Raw genomic sequence first — 18,959 nt, forward strand, 5'->3', positions numbered from 1 at the left:
CTCACATCCGGAAGACGCCGAAGCCCTCGGCGCCCTTCACTGGTCCATTGTGGATCGCGGACAGGCTCAGACCGAGCACGGTACGGGTGTCGCGCGGGTCGATGATGCCGTCGTCGTAGAGCATGCCGGAGAGGAACATCGGCATCGACTCGGCCTCGATCTGGCCCTCGACCATGGCCCGCATGGCCTTGTCGTGCTCCTCGTTGTACTCCTGGCCGCGGCTTTCGGCGGCCGCGCGGGCCACGATGGACAGCACACCGGCCAGCTGGGCCGGGCCCATCACCGCGGACTTCGCGCTCGGCCAGGCGAACAGGAACCGGGGATCGTAGGCGCGGCCGCACATCCCGTAGTGCCCGGCACCGTAGGACGCGCCCATGAGAACGGACAGGTGCGGGACCTTCGAGTTCGACACGGCGTTGATCATCATCGCGCCGTGCTTGATGATGCCGCTCTGCTCGTACTCCTTGCCGACCATGTAGCCGGTCGTGTTGTGCAGGAACACCAGCGGGGTCTGGATCTGGTTGGCCAGCTGGATGAACTGCGCGGCCTTCTGCGACTCCTCGCCGAACAGCACGCCCTGGGCGTTGGCCAGCACGCCGACCGGGTAGCCGTGGATGCTCGCCCAGCCGGTCACCAGCGACGAGCCGTAGAGCGGCTTGAACTCGTCGAAGTCGGAGCCGTCGACGACGCGGGCGATCACCTCGCGGGGGTCGAACGGCACCTTGAGGTCGGTCGGCACGATGCCGAGCAGGTCCTCGGTGTCGTGGAGCGGTTCGGCGTAGTCCGGCTTCGGCGTCGGTCCCTGCTTGGTCCAGTTCAGCCGCTTGACGATGTTCCGGCCGAGGCGGATGGCGTCCTGCTCGTCGGCGGCCAGGTAGTCGGCCAGGCCCGACGTCCGGGCGTGCATCTCGGCGCCGCCGAGCGACTCGTCGTCGGACTCCTCGCCGGTGGCCATCTTGACCAGCGGCGGCCCGCCGAGGAACACCTTCGCGCGTTCCTTGACCATCACGACGTAGTCCGACATGCCGGGCAGGTACGCGCCGCCCGCGGTGGAGTTGCCGAAGACCAGCGCGATCGTCGGGCAGCCCGCGGCCGAGGCCCGCGTGATGTCGCGGAAGATCCGGCCGCCCGGGATGAAGATCTCCTTCTGCGTCGGCAGGTCGGCACCGCCGGACTCGACGAGGTTGATCGACGGCAGCCGGTTCTGCGCGGCGATGTCCGCGGCCCGGAAGCTCTTCTTGGTGGTCCACGGGTTGCTCGCGCCGCCCTTGACCGTCGGGTCGCTGGCCGAAATCAGGCATTCGACGCCTTCGACGACGCCGATGCCGGTCACCAGGCTCGCGCCGACGCGGTAGTCGGTGCCCCAGGCCGCCAGCGGCGACAGCTCCAAGAACGGCGAGTCCTCGTCGAGCAGCAGCTCGATGCGTTCCCGGGCGAGAAGCTTGCCGCGCTTGCGGTGGCGCTCGACGTACTTCTCGCCGCCGCCGGCGACGGCCTTGGCGTGCTCGGCGTCGATCTCGGCGAGCTTCTCCAGCATCGCCTCGCGGTTGGCGCCGAATTCGGCGGCCCGCCTGTCCACAGTGGACCTCAGAGTAGTCACGAGGTGTATCCCAATCGCTTCGCGGCCAGGCCGGTGAGGATCTCGGTGGTGCCGCCGCCGATGCCGAGGATCCGGACGTCGCGGTAGTGCCGCTCCACTTCGGACTCGCGCATGTAGCCGAGCCCGCCGTGCAGCTGGACGGCCTCGTTGACCACCCATTCGGCGGCCTCGACGGCGGTGTTCTTGGCGAAACAGGCTTCGGCGATGACCTCCTCGCCCGAAACGTGCCGGATCGCGGCCTGCCGGGTGTAGGTGCGGGCCACGTCGACGCGCCGCGCCATCTCGGTCAGCTTGTGCTGCACGACCTGCCGGGAGATGAGCGGCCGGCCGAACGTCTCGCGCAGCCGGCACCAGTCCAGCGTCAGGTCGAGCGCCCGCTGGGCGTGCGCGTACGCCTGCACGGCCAGCGAAAGCCGTTCGGTGACGAACTGGGTGGCCACCTGCGCGAACCCGCTGTTCTCGGCGCCGATCAGGTTCTCCGCCGGCACCCGGACGTCCACGTAGGACAGCTCGGCGGTGTCGGAGCAGAGCCAGCCCATCTTTTCGAGCTTGCGCGAGACGGTGAACCCGGGCGTCCCGCGCTCCACGACGATCAGCGAGAGCCCGTGGGCGCCGTCGCCGCCGGTGCGCACGACCGTCGTCACGAAGTCCGCGCGGCAGCCGGAGGTGATGAACGTCTTGGCGCCGTTGATGACGTACTCGTCGCCCTCCCGGACGGCGGTGGTGCGGATCCCGGCCACGTCCGAGCCGCCGTCGGGCTCGGTCACGGCGAGCGAGCCGATCTTGACCCCTTCGAGGGTGGGCCGCACCCAGCGTTCGACCTGGACGGGATCGTTCGCCTCGGCGATGTGCGGAACGGCGATGCCGCAGGTGAACAGCGATGCGAACAATCCGCCGGAGCCGCCCGCGTAGTGCATCTCTTCGGCGACGACCAGCGCGTCGAGGTAGTTGCCGTCTCCCCCGCCGATCTCCTCGGGGAAGGCGACGCCCAGCAAGCCGAGGTCCCCGGCCGTGCGGTGCAGGTCGCGTGGCAGTTCGCCGGCGCGCTCCCAGTCGTCGAGGTGCGGCAGGACCTCCTGCTCGACGAACCTGCGGACGGTCTTGCGCAGCTCGGCCCGTTCGGGCGTGCGGAAGGGATCGGTCACCGGAGCACCTCGGGTACGTCGATTTCCCGGGAGCGCAGCCACTCGCCGAGCGCCTTGGCCTGCGGGTCGAACCGCGCCTGGGAGGCGACACCCTCGCCGAGGATGCCTTCGACGACGAAGTTCATCGCCCACAGGTTGGGCAGCAGGTACCGCGTCACCGGCAGGTCGGCGGTCTCCGGCAGCAGCAGCTTGAACTCGGCGACGGTCAGCCGGTGCACCAGCCACCGCCAGGCTTCTTCGGACCGGCCCCAGACGCCGACGTTGGCGTTGCCGCCCTTGTCGCCGCTGCGCGCCCCGGCGACCGTCCCGAGGGGCACCCGCCGCACCGGTCCGTGGTCCAGTGGTTCGGGCCGCGCGGGCTCGTCCACATCGGACAGGCCCCGGGTGGACAGCGAAGGCGCTATGTCGACTCGCATTCCGTCCGGCAGCACCGCGACGTGGGGAACCTGGGAAACGTCCACATAGGCCGCGGTGTAGACGCCGTACGGCGAGGCGTCCGACGGCGGCGCGGTCACGTGGAAGCCGGGGTAGCTGGCCAGCGCGAGTTCGACGGCGGCACCGGTGAACGCCCGTCCGGCCACCTTCGGGTCGGCGTCCTTGACGGCGACGTGCAACAGGGCGCTCGCGGTCTGTTCGGTGCCGGCGTCGGCGTGGTCGGTGCGCGCGAGGGTCCACCGGACGTCGGCGGGCGGCCGGTCCTTCAAGGACGCTTCGAGCTGTTCCCGCACCAGCGCGGCTTTCGCCTCGATGTCCAGTCCGGTGAGGACGAACGTCGTCTCGTTGCGGAAGCCGCCGAGGGTGTTCAGGGCGACCTTCAGCGTCGGCGGCGGCGCTTCCCCGCGCACGCCGGAGATCCGGACGCGGTCCGGCCCGTCTTCGGTCAGCGAGAGCGTGTCGAACCGGGTCGTGACGTCCGGTCCGGCGTACCGCGCGCCGGTGATTTCGTACAGCAGCTGGGCGGTGACCGTACCGGTGTTCACCACCCCGCCGGTGCCCGGGTGCTTGGTGATGACGCTGGAGCCGTCGGCCTCGATCTCGGCGATCGGGAACCCGGGGACGCCCAGGGTGTGCTCGGTGAAGAAGGCGTAGTTGCCGCCGGTGGCCTGGGCGCCGCACTCGATGACGTGCCCGGCGGCGACCGCGCCGGCGAGGGCGTCGAAGTCGTCGCGGGCCCAGCCGTAGTGCGCGGCGGCCGGGCCGACGATCACCGAGGCGTCGGTGACGCGGCCGGTGACGACGACGTCGGCGCCCGCGTTCAGGCACTCGACGATGCCCCAGGCGCCGAGGTAGGCGTTGGCGGTCAACGGTTTCCCGAGGTCCAGCTCGTCGGCGCGGGCGACGAGGTCGTCGCCTTCGACGTGGGCGACCTTGACGTCGAGGCCCAGTTTCGCGGCGAGTTCGCGGAGGGCGTCGGCGAGCCCGGCGGGGTTCAGCCCACCCGCGTTGGCGACGATCTTGACGCCGTTTTCCCGCGCCAGCCCGAGGTTTTCCTCCATCTGACGCAGGAACGTCTTGGCGTAGCCGCGGCTCGCATCCTTCATCCGGTCGCGGCCGAGGATGAGCATGGTCAGCTCGGCCAGGTAGTCGCCGGTCAGGACGTCGAGGGGGCCGCCGGTGAGCATCTCGCGCACCGCGGAGAACCGGTCGCCGTAGAAGCCGGAAGCGTTGCCGATGCGGTAGGTCATGCGAACTGCCCCGGCTTGCGGCCGCCGCCGGGCGGGCCGGCGAAGGCCTGGGCGATGCCGAGCCACTCCTCGACGTCGGCGCCGTGGGCGACCAGGCCGGTGTCGGCCGGGTGCCGCCGCTGGGTGACGACGAGGCAGAAGTCCAGGGCGGTGCCGGTCAGCTTCTGCTCGGCGTCCTCGGGCCCGAACGCCCAGGTGGAGCCGTCGGGCGCGGTGAGTTCGACGCGGAACTCCTCGGCCGGCGGGGCGAGCGAGTGCACCTTGTAGGCGAAGTCGCGGGTCCGGGTGCCGAAGCGGGCGATGTGCCAGATGCGCGCGGTCGGTTCGCGGGTGAGCCCGAGCGCGTCGAAGACGTCCTGCCCGTGCGCCCAGGTTTCCATCATCCGCGCGGTGGCCATCGACGCGGCGCTCATCGGCGGCCCGTACCAGGGCAGTTTCTGCCCGTCCGGCACCGCGGCGAGCGCCTCGGCCAGCGCCGCACGCCCGGCCCGCCAGTCTTCGAGGATCTCCTCGGGCGGCCGCTGAGCCCCGGCGGCGGCCCCGTCGTCGACGTAGGTCTCCCCGGCTTTGAGCAGCTCTTCGACCTCGGCCTGCCACTCTTCCGGGTGCGCGGCCGCGATCAGCGCCTTGCGATCGGTCCAGGCCAGGTGCGCGATCTGGTGCGCGATCGTCCACCCCTCGGCCGGTGTCGTGCGCGCCCAGCCGGCCGCGGGCAGCGCCGCCACCACGTCGTCGATCGTCCGTGTCTCCGCGTCGAGATCCCCGAGGATCACGCCGAGATCCGCCATCGCCCGCCTCCTTGCGTCCGGCAGCCAGGGTGGCACCGGCGGGCAGAAAAATCAAGCACGCCTGATTGTTTTGAGGGTACTAGCTGTAGTGCCCCGTGAAGTTGCTGACGCGGGTGATGGGTGGCTTCCCACCGAGTGAGGTGTGAGCGCGGTGGTGGTTGTAGCGGTGCAGGAACCCGGGCAAAGTTTCTTCACATCGACGTGCAGGAGTTCGCCGGGGCGGGCGCGTTCGTAGCGGCGGATGGGTTGTCCGGCGGGGCGGTCCAGCCAGGCCAGTTTCGGCATGTGGTGGCGGGTCAGGATTCGGTGCACGGTGGATCCTCAGCTCGGCAGCGACATGAGCGACTGGCGTGCAGCAGTGACACGGTCGATCAGCAACCTGCGGCCGTGCAAGGTCAACAGGGCATTACGGCGGGAAACGAAGCGCCGCTCAACCGTCAACAACGTCCATGGTCACTACAACTAGCTCCGCCACAGGTAGAACCGGCGGAGGACATCGATCGCCCGGCCGCGATCGGCGCGCGAAACCCGCCGATCGCGGCTCAGGTCGTCGATCAGGTCGGTGACGACCAATCGGTCCAGGTCGATGTTGCCGACGGGATCCGACCGGAAGTCGTCCGAGCTGGACACGCGAACGTCCAAGGTGCCCGACAGCCGCGCGTACTCGCCGAGCAGCAGATGGGCGAGCAGCTCGGCCGCGTCGACGCGCGCCACTCCCGCCACACTCCGGTCACCGACGAAGCCGAGAAGAGCGCGAACCGCGGCCGCCTTGTCGATCGGTCCCTGCAGGCCCGCGGCGAACACGCGGGCGCAGTCGCCCAGAGTGCGATCATCGACGAGGGACTTGACCGCGTCGGCGCCACGACGGCCGCCGACTTCGAGCATGATTTCGAGGACCCGCAGCCTCCCGTTGTCGTCGAGCGTCGTGTCCCGGACCAGCGACTCGAGCAGCTCGATCGGGTCGTACTCAGCCATCGCCGCCAGCATCTCGACCGCGCCGATCCGAACGTTGTGGTCATTGTGGCGTTGCCTCGCGATGCGTTCGAGCTCCTTCAACGCACCTTTGTCTCCGCGTTCCGCGAGCGCGCCGGCCGCCCGGATCCCCACGTGGGGATCGACCGAAAGATCCGACGCCAGCTTCGACAACGCGTCTTCCGCCTTGGAGCCACCGTGCTTCACCAGCGCACGGACCGCTTCCTCGCGCACGTAGACCGGAACGTCGGCGGCACGCGCCAATCCGTCGAGCAGTTCGATCCCGCGAAGCTCCCCCGCGCCGGCCAGAACACCCGCGGATCGGACCCGCGAGTACCCGCTCATCCGGGCGTCCAGTGCGAGTTCGGCGAACAGATCCGACGCCAGCGTGGCTTCGTGGCCGCGGAGGACCATGACCGACGCGACCCGTTCACGCCCGGCCAGCGTGGCGTCGCGGGCAAGATCGACGAGCAGGCGGGACACGTGGGCCGGATCCAGCGATTCCACCCGGGCGGCGAGCGTGGCGCGCATCCGCGAGCCGATCGACTTGTCCCTGGCCAGCTCGTCCAGCAACTCGACGGCGGTGGCGACGTCGACCCCGACGTCGATGACGGCCTCGGCCGCCCTGGCCCGGACTGCGGGATGGAGGTCTTCGTCGCGAGCGATCGAGCGCAGCCGGTCGAGCGCGTCGTCCGCGCCGATCGAGGCCAGGAGCCGGAGGGCCAGGAAGGCGTTCTCGAACCGCTCCTGATCACCCCGGACCACGCCTCGGGCACGGTGTGAAGGCGCGGAGCTCACCGGACCACCCAGGCTCCAGACCAGGTCCACCAGCTTTCCGGCCATGGCCAGGACGACGTTGCGGGGGACATCGGTGCCGAGCCGGAGCAGCACGGCGATGAACCCGCACCCGGCCAAGCCGCCACGGTCGACCAGCCGGAGCAGGTAGCCGGCGACGGCATCTTGCACGTCGCCGCACTGGTCGATGACGAACCCGGTGAACGAGGTGTCCACTTCCGGTGGTGGCAGTACCCGTCGGCCGAGGACCCGTTCGACGAGAGGAACGCGCCCCTTCCTCCCGAACAGTACCGCGAGCGACTCCAGGGACGCCGACGCCGAGCGCGTCGCGTGTGCGGCGGCGAGGAACTCACCGACGGTCTGGTGGAAGAACGACAGGTCACCGCCCCGCAGGAGCACCAGGCCGCTGCGTTGCAACAGGCTTTGCAGGTACTCGCGCCAGGCGGAGGCCGGGACCCGTTTGGGACACACGGCGCCGGGCAGCCCGGCGACGATGTCCAGGATGGACACCGTGCTGCCACCCTGCATGTCGGCCGCAGACCGCGAGATCAGTTCGGGCAGGCGCTCGAGGGTTCGCCACCCCTCGGCGAGAGCCTCGTCCCCGTAGCGCGCCAAGCTGGCCCGCACCTGGGCCTGGATGCCCGACGTGTCCGCGCTCTGCATCCGCCGTGCCAGCTGTTCGACGTACTTGCGGTAGATCTCCCCGCGGCTGGCCGGCAGCGGCGCGTCCGGATTCGCGCCGTGCAGCTGGCAGAGCAGCGCCGCCATCAACGGCGTCCGGGCCAGACCGAAGACCCTGGTCCGCCGCACCGCGGTCGCGAACCTCCCGGCCACCCGGCCCGGGTTCTCGAGCCCGAGTACGCGGAACCAGTCGGCGGACACGCGTTTGAGGTCCGACCAGGTGAAAGGTTCCAGCTCGTACACCGGGGCCTGCGCCCCGAGGACGTTGAGCTCCCAGTCGGGAAGGGGCCGGGTGGCGATGACGAACCGGTACTGGCGCCCGCGGCTGCCGTCGGAAATCTGGTCCAGCGCAGCCAGCAGGTTCCGGCGGCCGGCCGGGTCGGTGATTTCGTCGAGCCCGTCGACCATGACGAGCCACGGCACATCTTCGTAGGGGCACCTCTTGAACAGGTCGTCCGGCAGCTTCTCGAGCAGGCCGAAACTGCTCAGCTCCGCGGTGGCTGCCTCCGCCAGTGCAGCGGCCAGGGGCTTGCCCGACAAGGCGGCCGCGGAGACCAGGATCGGCAGGGAGGTCTCGAGCTCACCCGCCCTCCTCGCCTCGACGGCCCGGATCAGGTGGGTGCGGAAGAGGCTGGTCTTGCCCCCTCCGGGGGCGCCGACGACCACACAGATGCGGTCGTTGTCCAGGATTTCCGCGGCGGACAAGCGACCCGGCGCACGCCGGCCCGGTGCCGACGTCCAAGGAGCAGCTTCGCCGACCAAGGCCGGGACCGGGCTCGCGGCGAGCGACCCGGGAACCGCCGATCGCGCACGTGCCTCTTCGACTCGGACGCGCTGATGCACGTAGACCTCGGTCAGCGGCGGCGTGTTCCCCGGCAGGACGCCCGGGTAGGGGTGCTCTTGAGCGGCCCGGACGGCCGCTGCGATGTAGTCGTCGATCAGCGAGTGAGCCGGGCTGCCCGCAGGCTCGGACTCCGGCCGGGTGCGGCCTTTGGCGGGCCGGCCGGGCTGGGCAGCCTCCAACAAGTCCGCCCAGTACCGCTCGGCGGGAGCGCTCATCCCGGCCTGCTCGCTCCACACCCGCACGAGCGCGAACACGGCGGCCAGGCTGTTCGCCGACGGCGTTTTGGTCTTCGAAAAATCGTCCGACAGCCAGTCGCTCAGCCGCTGACCACGAAATTCGGCGATCAGATACGGAGGTCTGCGCAGGATTTTTTCGATCTCGTCCTGCGAGAGCGGACGGAGCCCAGCCTTGCGACGCGCGGCGTCGGCTTTGCCCTTGAGGACGCGCAGCTCGTCGTACAACTGCCGGTCACTCCGTGTAGCGATGGCTCCCTCCCCGCCCCCATCCCTCGCCCGCAGCGGGTGAAATCGCCGCCCGAAGCAGCGAGCAGCGTAGCTCACAACCTGCCCGCTTCACCCGCTCGAGGCCCCAATTCGCCGGGAATCGACGAACGATCGACCTCCACCAGCGCCGGCCGAGGAGGCACCATGCAGACCCGGAAACACGTCCCAGGCGAGAACGAGATGCCCGGCGGGCAAATCGCGCCCTCAACAGACCGGGAATTGTCCCGGCACACCGAAGAGCCCGATTCCCGGTTGCTCGTTCAGGTCGTCAACCTTGCCTTCACCGGCGACCGGGAAGCTTTCCTCAGGATCGTTTCGCTGTTCGTCCTGCTGGTCGGCGCCGTGGTCGTGGTCGGCGCCGTGGTCCCGTGGGCTTCGGCGGCTGCGGCCGGCGGCGCCTCGGCCTGGGTGGCCCGCCGCGCCCGCCGCGGTTCCACCTAAGCCGGCGCTCCAGCCGCGCCACCCCCCGTCGGACCCACTATTGACATCTTGCCAGTAGCGGCCGGCTGCAATAGCTTCGTCGCATGGCCGACTACGCCGAGATCACCTACGCCGTCGCGGAGCGGGTCGCCATTGTCACGCTCAACCGCCCCGAGGCGCGCAACGGGTACACGGTCCGGATGGCCGACGAGCTCGGCGCCGCCCTCGATCGGGCCGATCGGGACGAGGACGTGCGCGTCGTCGTGCTGACCGGGGCCGGTGAGGACTTCTGCGTCGGGGCCGACCTCTCGCAAGGCGGCTTCGACTTCGACCCGGCGGACGGCCCGGACGCGGCCTGGCAGGAACCCGCCGGGCGGTGCTCGAAGCGGATCTTCACCATGAACAAGCCCGTCATCGCCGCCCTGCACGGGGCCGCCGTCGGTGGCGGGCTCACCATCACGCTCTCCTGCGACTACCGGCTCGCGTCGGCGGACTCGCGGTTCGGGTTCGTCTTCACCCGCCGCGGCATCTACCCCGAAGGCGCGTCCGCCTGGTTCCTCCCCCGGCTCGTCGGGATGGGCACCGCGCTCGACTGGATGATCAGCGGCCGCGTCTTCCCCGCCTCCGAGGCGCTCGGAAAAGGCCTGGTCCACCAGGTCTTCCCCACCGGAACCGTGCTCGAAGAGGCGATGAGGCTCGCGCGGGAGATCGTCGAGACGACCGCGCCGGTGTCGGTCGCCGTCACCCGGCAGCTGCTCTACCGGATGGCCGGCGCCGAGTCGCCGTTCCCCGTGCACGAACTCGACTCGAAGCTGATCGGCGGCCTCGGCGCCAACCCGGACGCCGTCGAAGGGGTCCTGTCGTTCCTGCAGAAGCGGCCGCCCTCGTTCGGCATGCGCGTCGAGAAGGACCTGCCCGACTACCTGCCCTGGCTGGAGAAATGACCCCGTACCCGCCGCAGCCCTGGAACCTCGTCGCCGACGCCCACGTCTCGATCTGGCGGGTCCCCGCGCGCGACGTGCACCCGGGCGCGCTGTCCGTCGCCGGGTACACCTCCGTCTTCACCGCCTGGATCGCCTACCGCGAGCCCGGGCAGCTCAGCTACCACGAGCTGCTCGCCGCCGTCCCCGTGCGGGGCCGGCGGACCACCTGCACCATCACCCAGATCTGGGTCGACTCCGAAGGGTCGCTCCGCGGCGGGCGCGAGTTGTGGGCCATCCCGAAGGACCTCGCCGCCCTGCAGTTCACCGACCGCACGTACACCGCGGCCACCGGCGACGACTGGATCGCCACCGCCGCCTTCACGCCGAGGCCGGGCTCGCCGCTCGCCCTCCCCGGCCGGTTCGACGTCCTCCAGGACCGCGACGGCACCCCGGTGCGGACGCCGGTCGGCGCGAAGATCCGGCCCGGCCTCGCCGCGGCCGACTGGACGGTCAACCCGCGCGGCCCGCTCGGCTACCTGGCCGGCCGGCGGCCCTTCCTGAGCCTCGCCCTGCCCGGCGCGGAGCTGCGGTTCGGCACCGCTGGGTGAGCACCTGATCCCGTCAGGGTGAACTCGTGACACGCCATCTAGGGTCCCGTGCGAGCACCAACCCCTACATGTAGTCTCTGGGAACCGGCAGCCCCCAGCGACGGGGAGACCGCTGCGGAGGGTCGCCGGGCAGCTTTGGAGAAACCGCAGCGCACGGCCTCGCGAGGCCGTGTGGCGATCGAACGCGCCCGAAAACTTGGAGACACGCATGTCAGTCGAAACCGGTCAGCGGCCCGCCGCGGCCGATACCCCCACCGCGATCCGGGTCATCCGGCGGGACGGCAGCGTGTCGCCGTTCGACGCCGGCAAGATCTCGGTTGCGCTGACCAAGGCGTTCCTCGCGGTCGAGGGCGGCGACGCCGCCGCGTCCTCCCGCGTGCACCACGTCGTCGCCGAGCTCACGCAGCAGGTCGAGACCACCCTGCTGCGCCACGCCGGCCCCGAAACCGCCCTGCACATCGAGCAGATCCAGGACATCGTCGAACTCGCGCTGATGCGCGGCGAGCACCACAAGGTCGCCCGCGCCTACGTCCTCTACCGCGACGAGCGCGCCAAGGCCCGCGAGGCCGCCAAGCCGGCCGCCACCGAGGTCGCGCTGAACGTCAAGGGCACCGACGGCGTCCTGCGCCCGCTCGACTGGGCCCGCGTTTCCCACGTCGTGATCGAGGCCGTCGCCGGCCTCGAAGACGTCACCGCCGAGCCGGTGCTGGCCGAGGCCAAGCGCAACCTCTACGACGGCATCAGCGCCGACGAGCTGGCCCTGGCCCAGGTCCTGGCCGCCCGCGTGCTCGTCGAGCAGGAGCCGAACTACTCCTACGTCTCCGCCCGGCTGCTGCTGGACAAGCTGCGCGGCGAGGCGCTGAGCTACCTCGCGAAGAAGCCGCGTCAGGCCAGCCAGGACGAGATGGCGGCCGAGTACCCCGCGTACTTCCGCGCCTACCTGCGCCGCGCGATCGAGCTGGAGCTGGTCGACGCCGAGCTGCAGCGCTTCGACCTGGACAAGATCACCGCCGCGATCCGCCCCGAGCGCGACCTCGACTTCGGCTTCCTCGGCCTGCAGACGCTCTACGACCGGTACTTCCAGCACCACGACGGCACCCGCTTCGAGCTGCCTCAGGCGTTCTTCATGCGCGTCGCCATGGGCCTGGCGATCCGCGAGGACGACAGGGAATCTCGTGCCATCGAGTTTTACGAGCTGCTGTCGAGCTTCCACTTCATGGCGTCCACGCCGACGCTGTTCAACTCCGGCACCACGCGCCCGCAGCTGTCGTCCTGCTTCCTGACCACGGTGGACGACGACCTGGACTCGATCTTCCAGGCGTACAAGAACAACGCGCTGCTGGCCAAGTACTCGGGCGGCCTCGGCAACGACTGGACCCCGGTCCGCGGTCTCGGCGCGCACATCAAAGGCACCAACGGCCAGTCCCAGGGTGTCGTGCCGTTCCTCAAGATCGCCAACGACACCGCCGTCGCGGTCAACCAGGGCGGCAAGCGCAAGGGCGCGGCCTGCGCGTACCTCGAGACATGGCACGTGGACATCGAGGAGTTCCTCGACCTGCGCAAGAACACCGGTGACGACCGCCGCCGCACCCACGACATGAACACCGCGAACTGGGTGCCGGACGAGTTCCTCCGCCGCGTCGAGGCCGACGCGCAGTGGACGCTGTTCTCGCCGAACGAGACGCCGGACCTGCACGACCTGTACGGCAACGAGTTCTCCGCCCGCTACCGCGAGTACGAGGCGATGGCCGAGCGCGGCGAGATCAAGGTGTTCCGCCGGATCCGCGCGGTCGACCTGTGGCGCCGCATGCTGACCATGCTGTTCGAGACCGGCCACCCGTGGATCACCTTCAAGGACCCGTGCAACCTGCGCTCGCCGCAGCAGCACGTCGGCGTCGTGCACTCGTCCAACCTGTGCACCGAGATCACGCTGAACACCACCGTCGACGAGGTCGCGGTCTGCAACCTCGGCTCGGTCAACCTGCTCAAGCACGTCACCCCGTCCGGTTTGGACACCGAGCGGCTCGAGAAGACCGTGCGCACGGCCGTCCGCATGTTGGACAACGTGATCGACATCAACTTCTACACGATCCCGGAGGCGCGCCGCTCCAACCTGCGCCACCGCCCGGTCGGCCTGGGCATCATGGGCTTCCAGGACGCGCTGTTCGAGATCGGCGTCCCGTTCGCCTCGGAAGAGGCCGTGAAGTTCGCCGACGTGTCCATGGAGCACCTCTCCTACTACGCGATCTCGGCGTCGACCGACCTCGCCGAGGAGCGCGGGCAGTACCAGTCGTTCGAGGGCTCGCTGTGGAGCAAGGGCATCCTGCCGATCGACTCGCTGCAGCTGCTCATCGACGCCCGCCAGGGTGACGGCCTCGACGTCGACACCTCGTCCACTTTGGACTGGGCGCCGCTGCGCGAGCGCGTCAAGACGGTCGGCATGCGCAACTCCAACGTGATGGCGATCGCGCCGACCGCGACGATCTCCAACATCTCCGGCGTCGGGCAGTCGATCGAGCCGCTGTTCCAGAACCTGTTCGTCAAGTCGAACATGTCCGGCGACTTCACCGTCGTCAACCCGCACCTGGTCAAGAGCCTCAAGGCCCGCGGCCTGTGGGACGAGGTCATGGTCAGCGACCTGAAGTACTTCGACGGCAGCCTCGGCCAGATCGACCGCGTCCCGGACGACCTGAAGGCGCTGTACGCGACGGCGTTCGAGATCGAGTCGAAGTGGATCGTCGACGCGGGTTCGGTGCGCCAGAAGTGGATCGACCAAGCGCAGTCGCTGAACCTCTACATCGCGGCACCGAGCGGCCGCAAGCTGGACCAGCTGTACCGCTACGCGTGGCACAAGGGCCTCAAGACCACGTACTACCTGCGCGCGCAGTCCGCGACGCACGTGGAGAAGAGCACCCTGCGCGGCACCGACGGCAAGCTGAACGCCGTCTCGGCCACGCCGGCTGTTGCGGCCCCGGCGGCCGCCCCGGCCCCGGCGCCCACGCCGACGCCTGCTCCCGCACCCGCGCCCAAGCCCGAGCCGGACGTCGACTTCGTCGCCACCGAGGGCGCCGCCTGCCGCATCGACGACCCCGACTGCGAAGCCTGCCAGTAAAGGAATCCCTGCCGAAATGACCAACGTGGAGACGACGGACGCGACCGGCCTCGGGGAGATCGAGGTCGGCGCCGCCCGGATCAACGTCGACGACAAGCGCATGATCAACGCGCGCGCCGACGTCAACCAGCTGCTGCCCATGAAGTACAAGTGGGCGTGGGAGAAGTACCTGGCCGGCTGCAACAACCACTGGATGCCGACCGAGGTCGCCATGCAGGCCGACATCGCGCTGTGGAAGTCGCCGGACGGCCTCACCGAGGACGAGCGGCAGATGCTCAAGCGCAACCTGGGCTTCTTCGCGACCGCGGAGTCCTTGGTGGCCAACAACATCGTGCTCGCGGTGTACCGGCAGATCACCAACCCCGAGTGCCGCCAGTACCTGCTGCGCCAGGCGTTCGAGGAGGCCGTGCACACGCACACCTTCCAGTACATCTGCGAGAGCCTCGGCCTGGTCGAGGGCGAGCTGTTCAACATGTACCGCGAGGTCCCGTCCATTTCGGACAAGGACGCGTGGGCGCTGAAGTACACGCAGAACCTGGAGAACCCGGACTTCGAGACCGGCACGCCGGAGGCCGACCAGGCGTTCCTGCGCGACCTGGTGGCGTTCTACGTGATCTTCGAGGGCATGTGGTTCTACACCGGCTTCGCGCAGATCTTGTCGCTGGGCCGCCGGAACAAGATGGTCGGCATCGCCGAGCAGTACCAGTACATCCTGCGCGACGAGTCGATCCACCTGAACTTCGGCATCGACTGCATCAACCAGATCAAGATCGAGAACCCGCACCTGTGGACCGAAGAGTTCCAGGCCGAGGTCCGCGGGATGCTGCAGGAGGCGTGCGAGCTGGAAGTCAAGTACGCGCGCGACACGATGCCGCGCGGCATGCTGGGCCTGTCGGCGCAGCTGTGCGAGCAGTACATGCACTTCATCACCGACCGCCGCGCGCAGCAGATCGGGCTGGCGCCGATCTTCGGGGAGACGGAGAACCCGTTCCCGTGGATGTCGGAGGCGATGGACCTGAAGAAGGAGAAGAACTTCTTCGAGACCCGCGTGATCGAGTACCAGTCGGGCGGCGCCCTCGACTGGGACTGAGTCCCGGCCGCACCCGGCCCCGCTCCGGTTCGCCGGAGCGGGGCCGTTTCACGTCGTGCGGATCGCCATCTCCGCATCCAGCGGGCTCACGTCCGGATCGACGGGCTCGCGCGGCGACCACCACCGGAAGCCGAGCCCTTCCTCGCTGAGCGTCAGCCGGGGCGCGGTGGCGAGCTCGGCCCGGTAGACGGCGAGGAGTTCCCGGCGCACCGGACGGGTCAGGGCGAACTCGGCCACCGCGGCGAAGGTCAGCGCCACGCCGTGAATGCCGGTTTCTTCGGCGAGTTCACGGGCCGCGGTCTCGCGGGCGGTTTCCCCGGGTTCGGCCATCCCGCCGGGCAGCTCCCACTGCCGGCGGCGCTTGTCGAACATCAGCAGGACGGCGCCGGCGTGCACGACCACGACCAGGGCGGCGGGCACCAGGCGCGGCAGCTCGCTCTCGGCGACCCGGCGCACGGCGAGGAGCACGTTGCCCGCCCGATCGCGAACCGGCAGCTCGGCCATCCCGCGTCAGTACGCGTAGCGGCGCACGGTTTCCGGGTGGATCACCAGCCGCACCTGGTCGATCTTCAGGATCGCCTCCAGGTCCGCCGCCCGGGCCGGGTCGCCGAGGTCCCAGTACCGCGCCGCCAGGCGGGCGGCGAGGTCGCGCGCGCCGTCCGGTTCGATCGAAACGCGGCCGGCCACCGAAACCCAGCGTTCCCGCTCCCCCACCGGGGCCGCGACCACGAGCGACGCCCGCGGGTCGCGGCGGGCGCGGCGCACCTTGAGCGCGTCCGGTTCGGTGAACAGCTGGATCGTGCCGTCGCCGGCCGCCTCGAACCAGACCGGGCGGGGCTCGGCGCCGGCCACCGTCAGGAAGCCGTGCAGGGGACGGCGGAGGAACTCGAGGTCGTCGGAAGTCAGTGCGGTCATGTCTCGATTCAACCGCTTGCCCGCGGACGATCCCATGGGTGAAGCGCCGGAATGCCTGTCCATTCGTCTAACGTCGGGGCCGTGGACGTGTTCGGTGACCTCGCGCGGGCCCGCGGCTCGCTCTTCGGCAGCTCGGCGCTCACGCCGCCCTTCTCCCTGCACTTCGTCGACGGCGCCCCGCTGACCCTGTGCACCGTGCTCTCCGGCGGCGGCTGGATCGTCCCCGGGCACGGCGAGCCCGAGCCGCTGCGGGCGTACGACACCGTCGTCGTGCGCGGGCCGGGGACCTTCACCTTTGTCGACGAGCTCGGCACCGCCGCCGAACCGGTGGCGTGCGGCGAGTTCTGCGCCGCTCCCGAGCTGGGCGGCACGCGGCACCGGCGCGGCTGGCGCGACGACGGCGACGGCCCGACCACCCTGATCGTCGGCGCCTACCCGGCCGGCGGCGAGGTGAGCCGGCCACTGCTGGACGCCCTGCCCGTCGTGCTGCGCGTTGTCGGCGGCGGCACCGGGGACGCCGTCCTGGACCACCTCGCCGAGGAGGTCGCCGCCGACACGCCCGGGCAGCAGGTGGTGCTCGACCGCCTGCTCGACTGGATGCTCGTCTGCACGCTGCGCGCGTGGTTCGACCGCCCGGGCGGCGAACCCCCGGCCTGGTGGACGGCCCAGCGCGACCCGGTGGCCGGGCCCGCGCTGCGCCTGCTGCACGACGAGCCCGCGGCACCGTGGACGGTCGCCGCACTGGCCGAGCGCGCCGGGGTGTCCCGCTCGACGCTGGCCAAGCGGTTCGCCGACCTGGTCGGCGAACCGCCGCTGACGTACTTGACCCGCCGCCGGATGGCCCTCGCGGCGGACTTGCTGACGGAACGGCCGGCTGTCACCGTCTCGGAGGTCGCCCGGCAGGTCGGGTACGCCGACGCCTTCGGGTTCAGCGCGGCCTTCAAGCGGGTCCGCGGCGTAACGCCGAGCGAGTACCGGCGGGCCGCCGTTTGATCGACCAAGTCGGATTCTGCTCGTATTGCGCCAAAACCCAAGACCGCGCCGGCTCGAATACCCGCGACCATGCGACCTCCCTGCCTGCGGCCGACAAGGCCCTCCCGGCGGGCGACGCCGTGGGGTCGCATCGTCAGTTGTACTGCGCCGCCCGTTAGGCAGCGTTCAAGGAACCCACCACAGCCCGGAAGCCCCTCCGGCTCGGCCGGCGCCGGCCGGGACCACCCGAAAAGACGGCCGCCCAGGTGTTGTCAGACCGTCAACAAGAGGGCATCGTGGAGGGGTAGCCGATCTCGACGGGGAGATGGTCGTTTTGCCGGGCACCGTGAGCCGAGCCGCCGAAGCACTGCGTGACCGCGTTCCCGCGCTGACCGCGCTCCCCCTGCCGCACAAAGTCGACGAGCGGTGGCTGCGGTCGCGCTGGCCCGTCAAGGAGCTCGCCACCCCGCCCGCCGGCAGCGGCCTCAAGCCGGTGCTCGGCGACGAAGGGCCGCCCGTGGTCGGGCACATGCTCGAGATGATGCGGTTCGGCCCCGCCTTCGGCCTGCGCCGCCACGAGCTCTACGGCCCGGTGTCGTGGACCGGCGGGTTCGGCCGGAAGATCGTCGCGCTGTCCGGGCCGGAAGCCACGCAGATCGCGCTCGTCAACAAGGACAAGGCGTTCTCGCAGGAGGGCTGGAAGTTCTTCATCGAGAAGTTCTTCGAGCGCGGCCTGATGCTGATGGACTTCGGTGAGCACCACCTGCACCGCCGGATCATGCAGGAAGCCTTCACGCGCCCGCGGCTGGCCGGCTACGTCGGCGAAATGGGGCCCGCGCTGCGCGAAGGCGTCGCGGGCTGGGGCGCGGCCGGGCGGCCGCGGCTGTACTGGGCGCTCAAGCAGCTGACCCTCGACGTCGCGACCCGCGTGTTCATGGGCATGCCCAGCGGCGGCGACGCGGCCCGGATCAACCGCGCGTTCGTCAGCTCCGTGCGGGCCGGCACCGCCTTCGTGCGCTTCCCGGTGCCCGGCGGGCGCTGGTCGGCCGGGCTGCACGGGCGGAAGGTCCTCGAGCGCTACTTCGGTGAAACCCTGCCCGCCAAACGACGTTCCGGCGGCGACGACCTGTTCGCCGCGCTCTGCCAGGCCACCACCGAGGACGGCGACCGGTTCTCCGACACCGACATCGTCAACCACATGATCTTCCTGATGATGGCCGCGCACGACACGACCACCATCACCAGCAGCGCCATGGCCTACTACCTGGCCAAGCACCCCGAGTGGCAGGAACGCGCCCGTGAAGAGTCCCTGGCTCTCGGCGACGGCCTCCTCGACATCGACGCCGTCGAACAGCTCGAAACCCTCGACCTGGTGATGAAAGAGGCGCTGCGGCTGGTCGCGCCGGTGCCGTCGCTGACCCGCCAGACCGTCAAGGACACCGAGGTGCTGGGCCACTACATCCCGGCGGGCACCCTGGTTGGCGTCTCGCCCACGGTCAACCACTTCACGCCGGAGTGCTGGACGAACCCCTTCGCCTTCGACCCGGAGCGGTTCGCCGAGCCGCGGCGCGAGGACAAGTCGCACCGGATGGCGTGGATGCCGTTCGGCGGCGGCGCGCACAAGTGCATCGGGCTGCACTTCGGCGGGCTCGAGGTGAAGTTGCTGATGCACGAACTGCTGCGGGCGTACCGCTGGTCGGTTCCAAAGAGTTACACCGCGCGCTGGGACTACGTCTCCCTCCCGGTGCCCGCGGACGGTCTCCCGGTCCACCTGGCGCCCCGCTGACCCGCGTACTGTCCACCAGCGCATACACCCGGTAACGAAAAGTTACCGGTTGTGGAGATTCGTTCACTCGTTCAGCCGGTAGACACCCCGTGACGCGCATGATGGCGTGGCATCGATCGT

Annotated in this window: 14 protein-coding genes and 1 pseudogene; 7 read left to right on the forward strand and 8 right to left on the reverse strand. The window is 70.2% G+C overall.

Annotation, left to right across the window (positions count from 1 at the left end):
- Position 1: 1 nt before the first annotated feature.
- From C2L59_RS39365 to C2L59_RS39390, 6 genes and pseudogenes are all read right to left on the reverse strand, one after another.
- Positions 2-1,600, reverse strand: a complete 1,599-nt coding sequence (locus C2L59_RS39365) for an acyl-CoA carboxylase subunit beta (protein WP_199199543.1) — start codon at positions 1,598-1,600, stop codon at positions 2-4.
- The gene (locus tag C2L59_RS39370; RefSeq protein ID WP_103354675.1) at positions 1,597-2,745 is read right to left on the reverse strand and encodes an acyl-CoA dehydrogenase family protein; all 1,149 of its coding nucleotides are present in this window, start codon (positions 2,743-2,745) and stop codon (positions 1,597-1,599) included. Before C2L59_RS39370 ends, C2L59_RS39365 begins: the two co-directional genes overlap by 4 nt.
- A complete protein-coding gene (locus tag C2L59_RS39375) occupies positions 2,742-4,430 on the reverse strand; it encodes an acyclic terpene utilization AtuA family protein (protein WP_103354676.1) in 1,689 nt (562 codons plus the stop codon). Before C2L59_RS39375 ends, C2L59_RS39370 begins: the two co-directional genes overlap by 4 nt.
- Complete coding sequence (locus tag C2L59_RS39380; protein WP_103354677.1) at positions 4,427-5,218, reverse strand: TIGR03084 family metal-binding protein; 792 nt, start codon at positions 5,216-5,218, stop codon at positions 4,427-4,429. The genes C2L59_RS39375 and C2L59_RS39380 overlap by 4 nt, the downstream gene beginning before the upstream one ends.
- Before the next feature lie 183 nt (positions 5,219-5,401).
- Positions 5,402-5,596, reverse strand: a pseudogene (locus C2L59_RS39385) (IS481 family transposase); the annotation flags it as partial.
- A gap of 84 nt (positions 5,597-5,680) precedes the next feature.
- Positions 5,681-8,971: an NACHT domain-containing NTPase gene (locus tag C2L59_RS39390; protein ID WP_233223939.1), complete on the reverse strand. Its 3,291-nt coding sequence runs from the start codon at positions 8,969-8,971 to the stop codon at positions 5,681-5,683.
- Positions 8,972-9,157: 186 nt separating this feature from the next.
- Here C2L59_RS39390 and C2L59_RS39395 point away from each other — a divergent pair, with 186 nt between their 5' ends.
- From C2L59_RS39395 to C2L59_RS39415, 5 genes are all read left to right on the forward strand, one after another.
- A complete protein-coding gene (locus C2L59_RS39395) occupies positions 9,158-9,454 on the forward strand; it encodes a hypothetical protein (protein WP_146060501.1) in 297 nt (98 codons plus the stop codon).
- 83 nt (positions 9,455-9,537) lie between these two features.
- Positions 9,538-10,377: an enoyl-CoA hydratase-related protein gene (locus C2L59_RS39400; RefSeq protein WP_103354679.1), complete on the forward strand. Its 840-nt coding sequence runs from the start codon at positions 9,538-9,540 to the stop codon at positions 10,375-10,377.
- Entirely contained in the window at positions 10,374-10,964 is a 591-nt protein-coding gene (locus C2L59_RS39405) for an acetoacetate decarboxylase family protein (RefSeq protein WP_103354680.1), read from the forward strand. Before C2L59_RS39400 ends, C2L59_RS39405 begins: the two co-directional genes overlap by 4 nt.
- Positions 10,965-11,172: 208 nt before the next feature.
- Positions 11,173-14,076, forward strand: coding sequence for a ribonucleoside-diphosphate reductase subunit alpha (locus C2L59_RS39410; RefSeq protein ID WP_103354681.1), 2,904 nt, complete (start codon positions 11,173-11,175; stop codon positions 14,074-14,076).
- A 16-nt stretch (positions 14,077-14,092) separates the two neighbouring features.
- Complete coding sequence (locus C2L59_RS39415; protein WP_043788205.1) at positions 14,093-15,166, forward strand: ribonucleotide-diphosphate reductase subunit beta; 1,074 nt, start codon at positions 14,093-14,095, stop codon at positions 15,164-15,166.
- 48 nt (positions 15,167-15,214) lie between these two features.
- Here C2L59_RS39415 and C2L59_RS39420 read toward each other — a convergent pair whose 3' ends face one another.
- Entirely contained in the window at positions 15,215-15,670 is a 456-nt protein-coding gene (locus tag C2L59_RS39420; protein WP_103354682.1) for an NUDIX hydrolase, read from the reverse strand.
- A 6-nt stretch (positions 15,671-15,676) separates the two neighbouring features.
- Positions 15,677-16,081: a pyridoxamine 5'-phosphate oxidase family protein gene (locus C2L59_RS39425; protein ID WP_103354683.1), complete on the reverse strand. Its 405-nt coding sequence runs from the start codon at positions 16,079-16,081 to the stop codon at positions 15,677-15,679.
- 81 nt (positions 16,082-16,162) lie between these two features.
- Between C2L59_RS39425 and C2L59_RS39430 the strand changes: the two genes are divergently transcribed.
- Complete coding sequence (locus tag C2L59_RS39430) at positions 16,163-17,074, forward strand: AraC family transcriptional regulator (RefSeq protein ID WP_103354684.1); 912 nt, start codon at positions 16,163-16,165, stop codon at positions 17,072-17,074.
- A 304-nt stretch (positions 17,075-17,378) separates the two neighbouring features.
- Entirely contained in the window at positions 17,379-18,839 is a 1,461-nt protein-coding gene (locus C2L59_RS39435; RefSeq protein WP_103354685.1) for a cytochrome P450, read from the forward strand.
- Positions 18,840-18,959 lie beyond the last annotated feature (120 nt).

The organism is Amycolatopsis sp. CA-128772 (assembly GCF_002904295.1).
In the GTDB taxonomy this organism is placed as follows: domain Bacteria; phylum Actinomycetota; class Actinomycetes; order Mycobacteriales; family Pseudonocardiaceae; genus Amycolatopsis.

Excerpts from the sequence above, each read along its gene's own strand:
- C2L59_RS39405 (WP_103354680.1), top strand. The coding sequence starts at position 10,374 with ATGACCCCGTACCCGCCGCAGCCCTGGAACCTCGTCGCCGACGCCCAC.
- C2L59_RS39380 (WP_103354677.1), bottom strand. The coding sequence starts at position 5,218 with ATGGCGGATCTCGGCGTGATCCTCGGGGATCTCGACGCGGAGACACGG.
- C2L59_RS39395 (WP_146060501.1), top strand. The coding sequence starts at position 9,158 with ATGCAGACCCGGAAACACGTCCCAGGCGAGAACGAGATGCCCGGCGGG.
- C2L59_RS39400 (WP_103354679.1), top strand. The coding sequence starts at position 9,538 with ATGGCCGACTACGCCGAGATCACCTACGCCGTCGCGGAGCGGGTCGCC.
- C2L59_RS39435 (WP_103354685.1), top strand. The coding sequence starts at position 17,379 with ATGGTCGTTTTGCCGGGCACCGTGAGCCGAGCCGCCGAAGCACTGCGT.
- C2L59_RS39420 (WP_103354682.1), bottom strand. The coding sequence starts at position 15,670 with ATGGCCGAGCTGCCGGTTCGCGATCGGGCGGGCAACGTGCTCCTCGCC.
- C2L59_RS39375 (WP_103354676.1), bottom strand. The coding sequence starts at position 4,430 with ATGACCTACCGCATCGGCAACGCTTCCGGCTTCTACGGCGACCGGTTC.
- C2L59_RS39415 (WP_043788205.1), top strand. The coding sequence starts at position 14,093 with ATGACCAACGTGGAGACGACGGACGCGACCGGCCTCGGGGAGATCGAG.
- C2L59_RS39410 (WP_103354681.1), top strand. The coding sequence starts at position 11,173 with ATGTCAGTCGAAACCGGTCAGCGGCCCGCCGCGGCCGATACCCCCACC.
- C2L59_RS39425 (WP_103354683.1), bottom strand. The coding sequence starts at position 16,081 with ATGACCGCACTGACTTCCGACGACCTCGAGTTCCTCCGCCGTCCCCTG.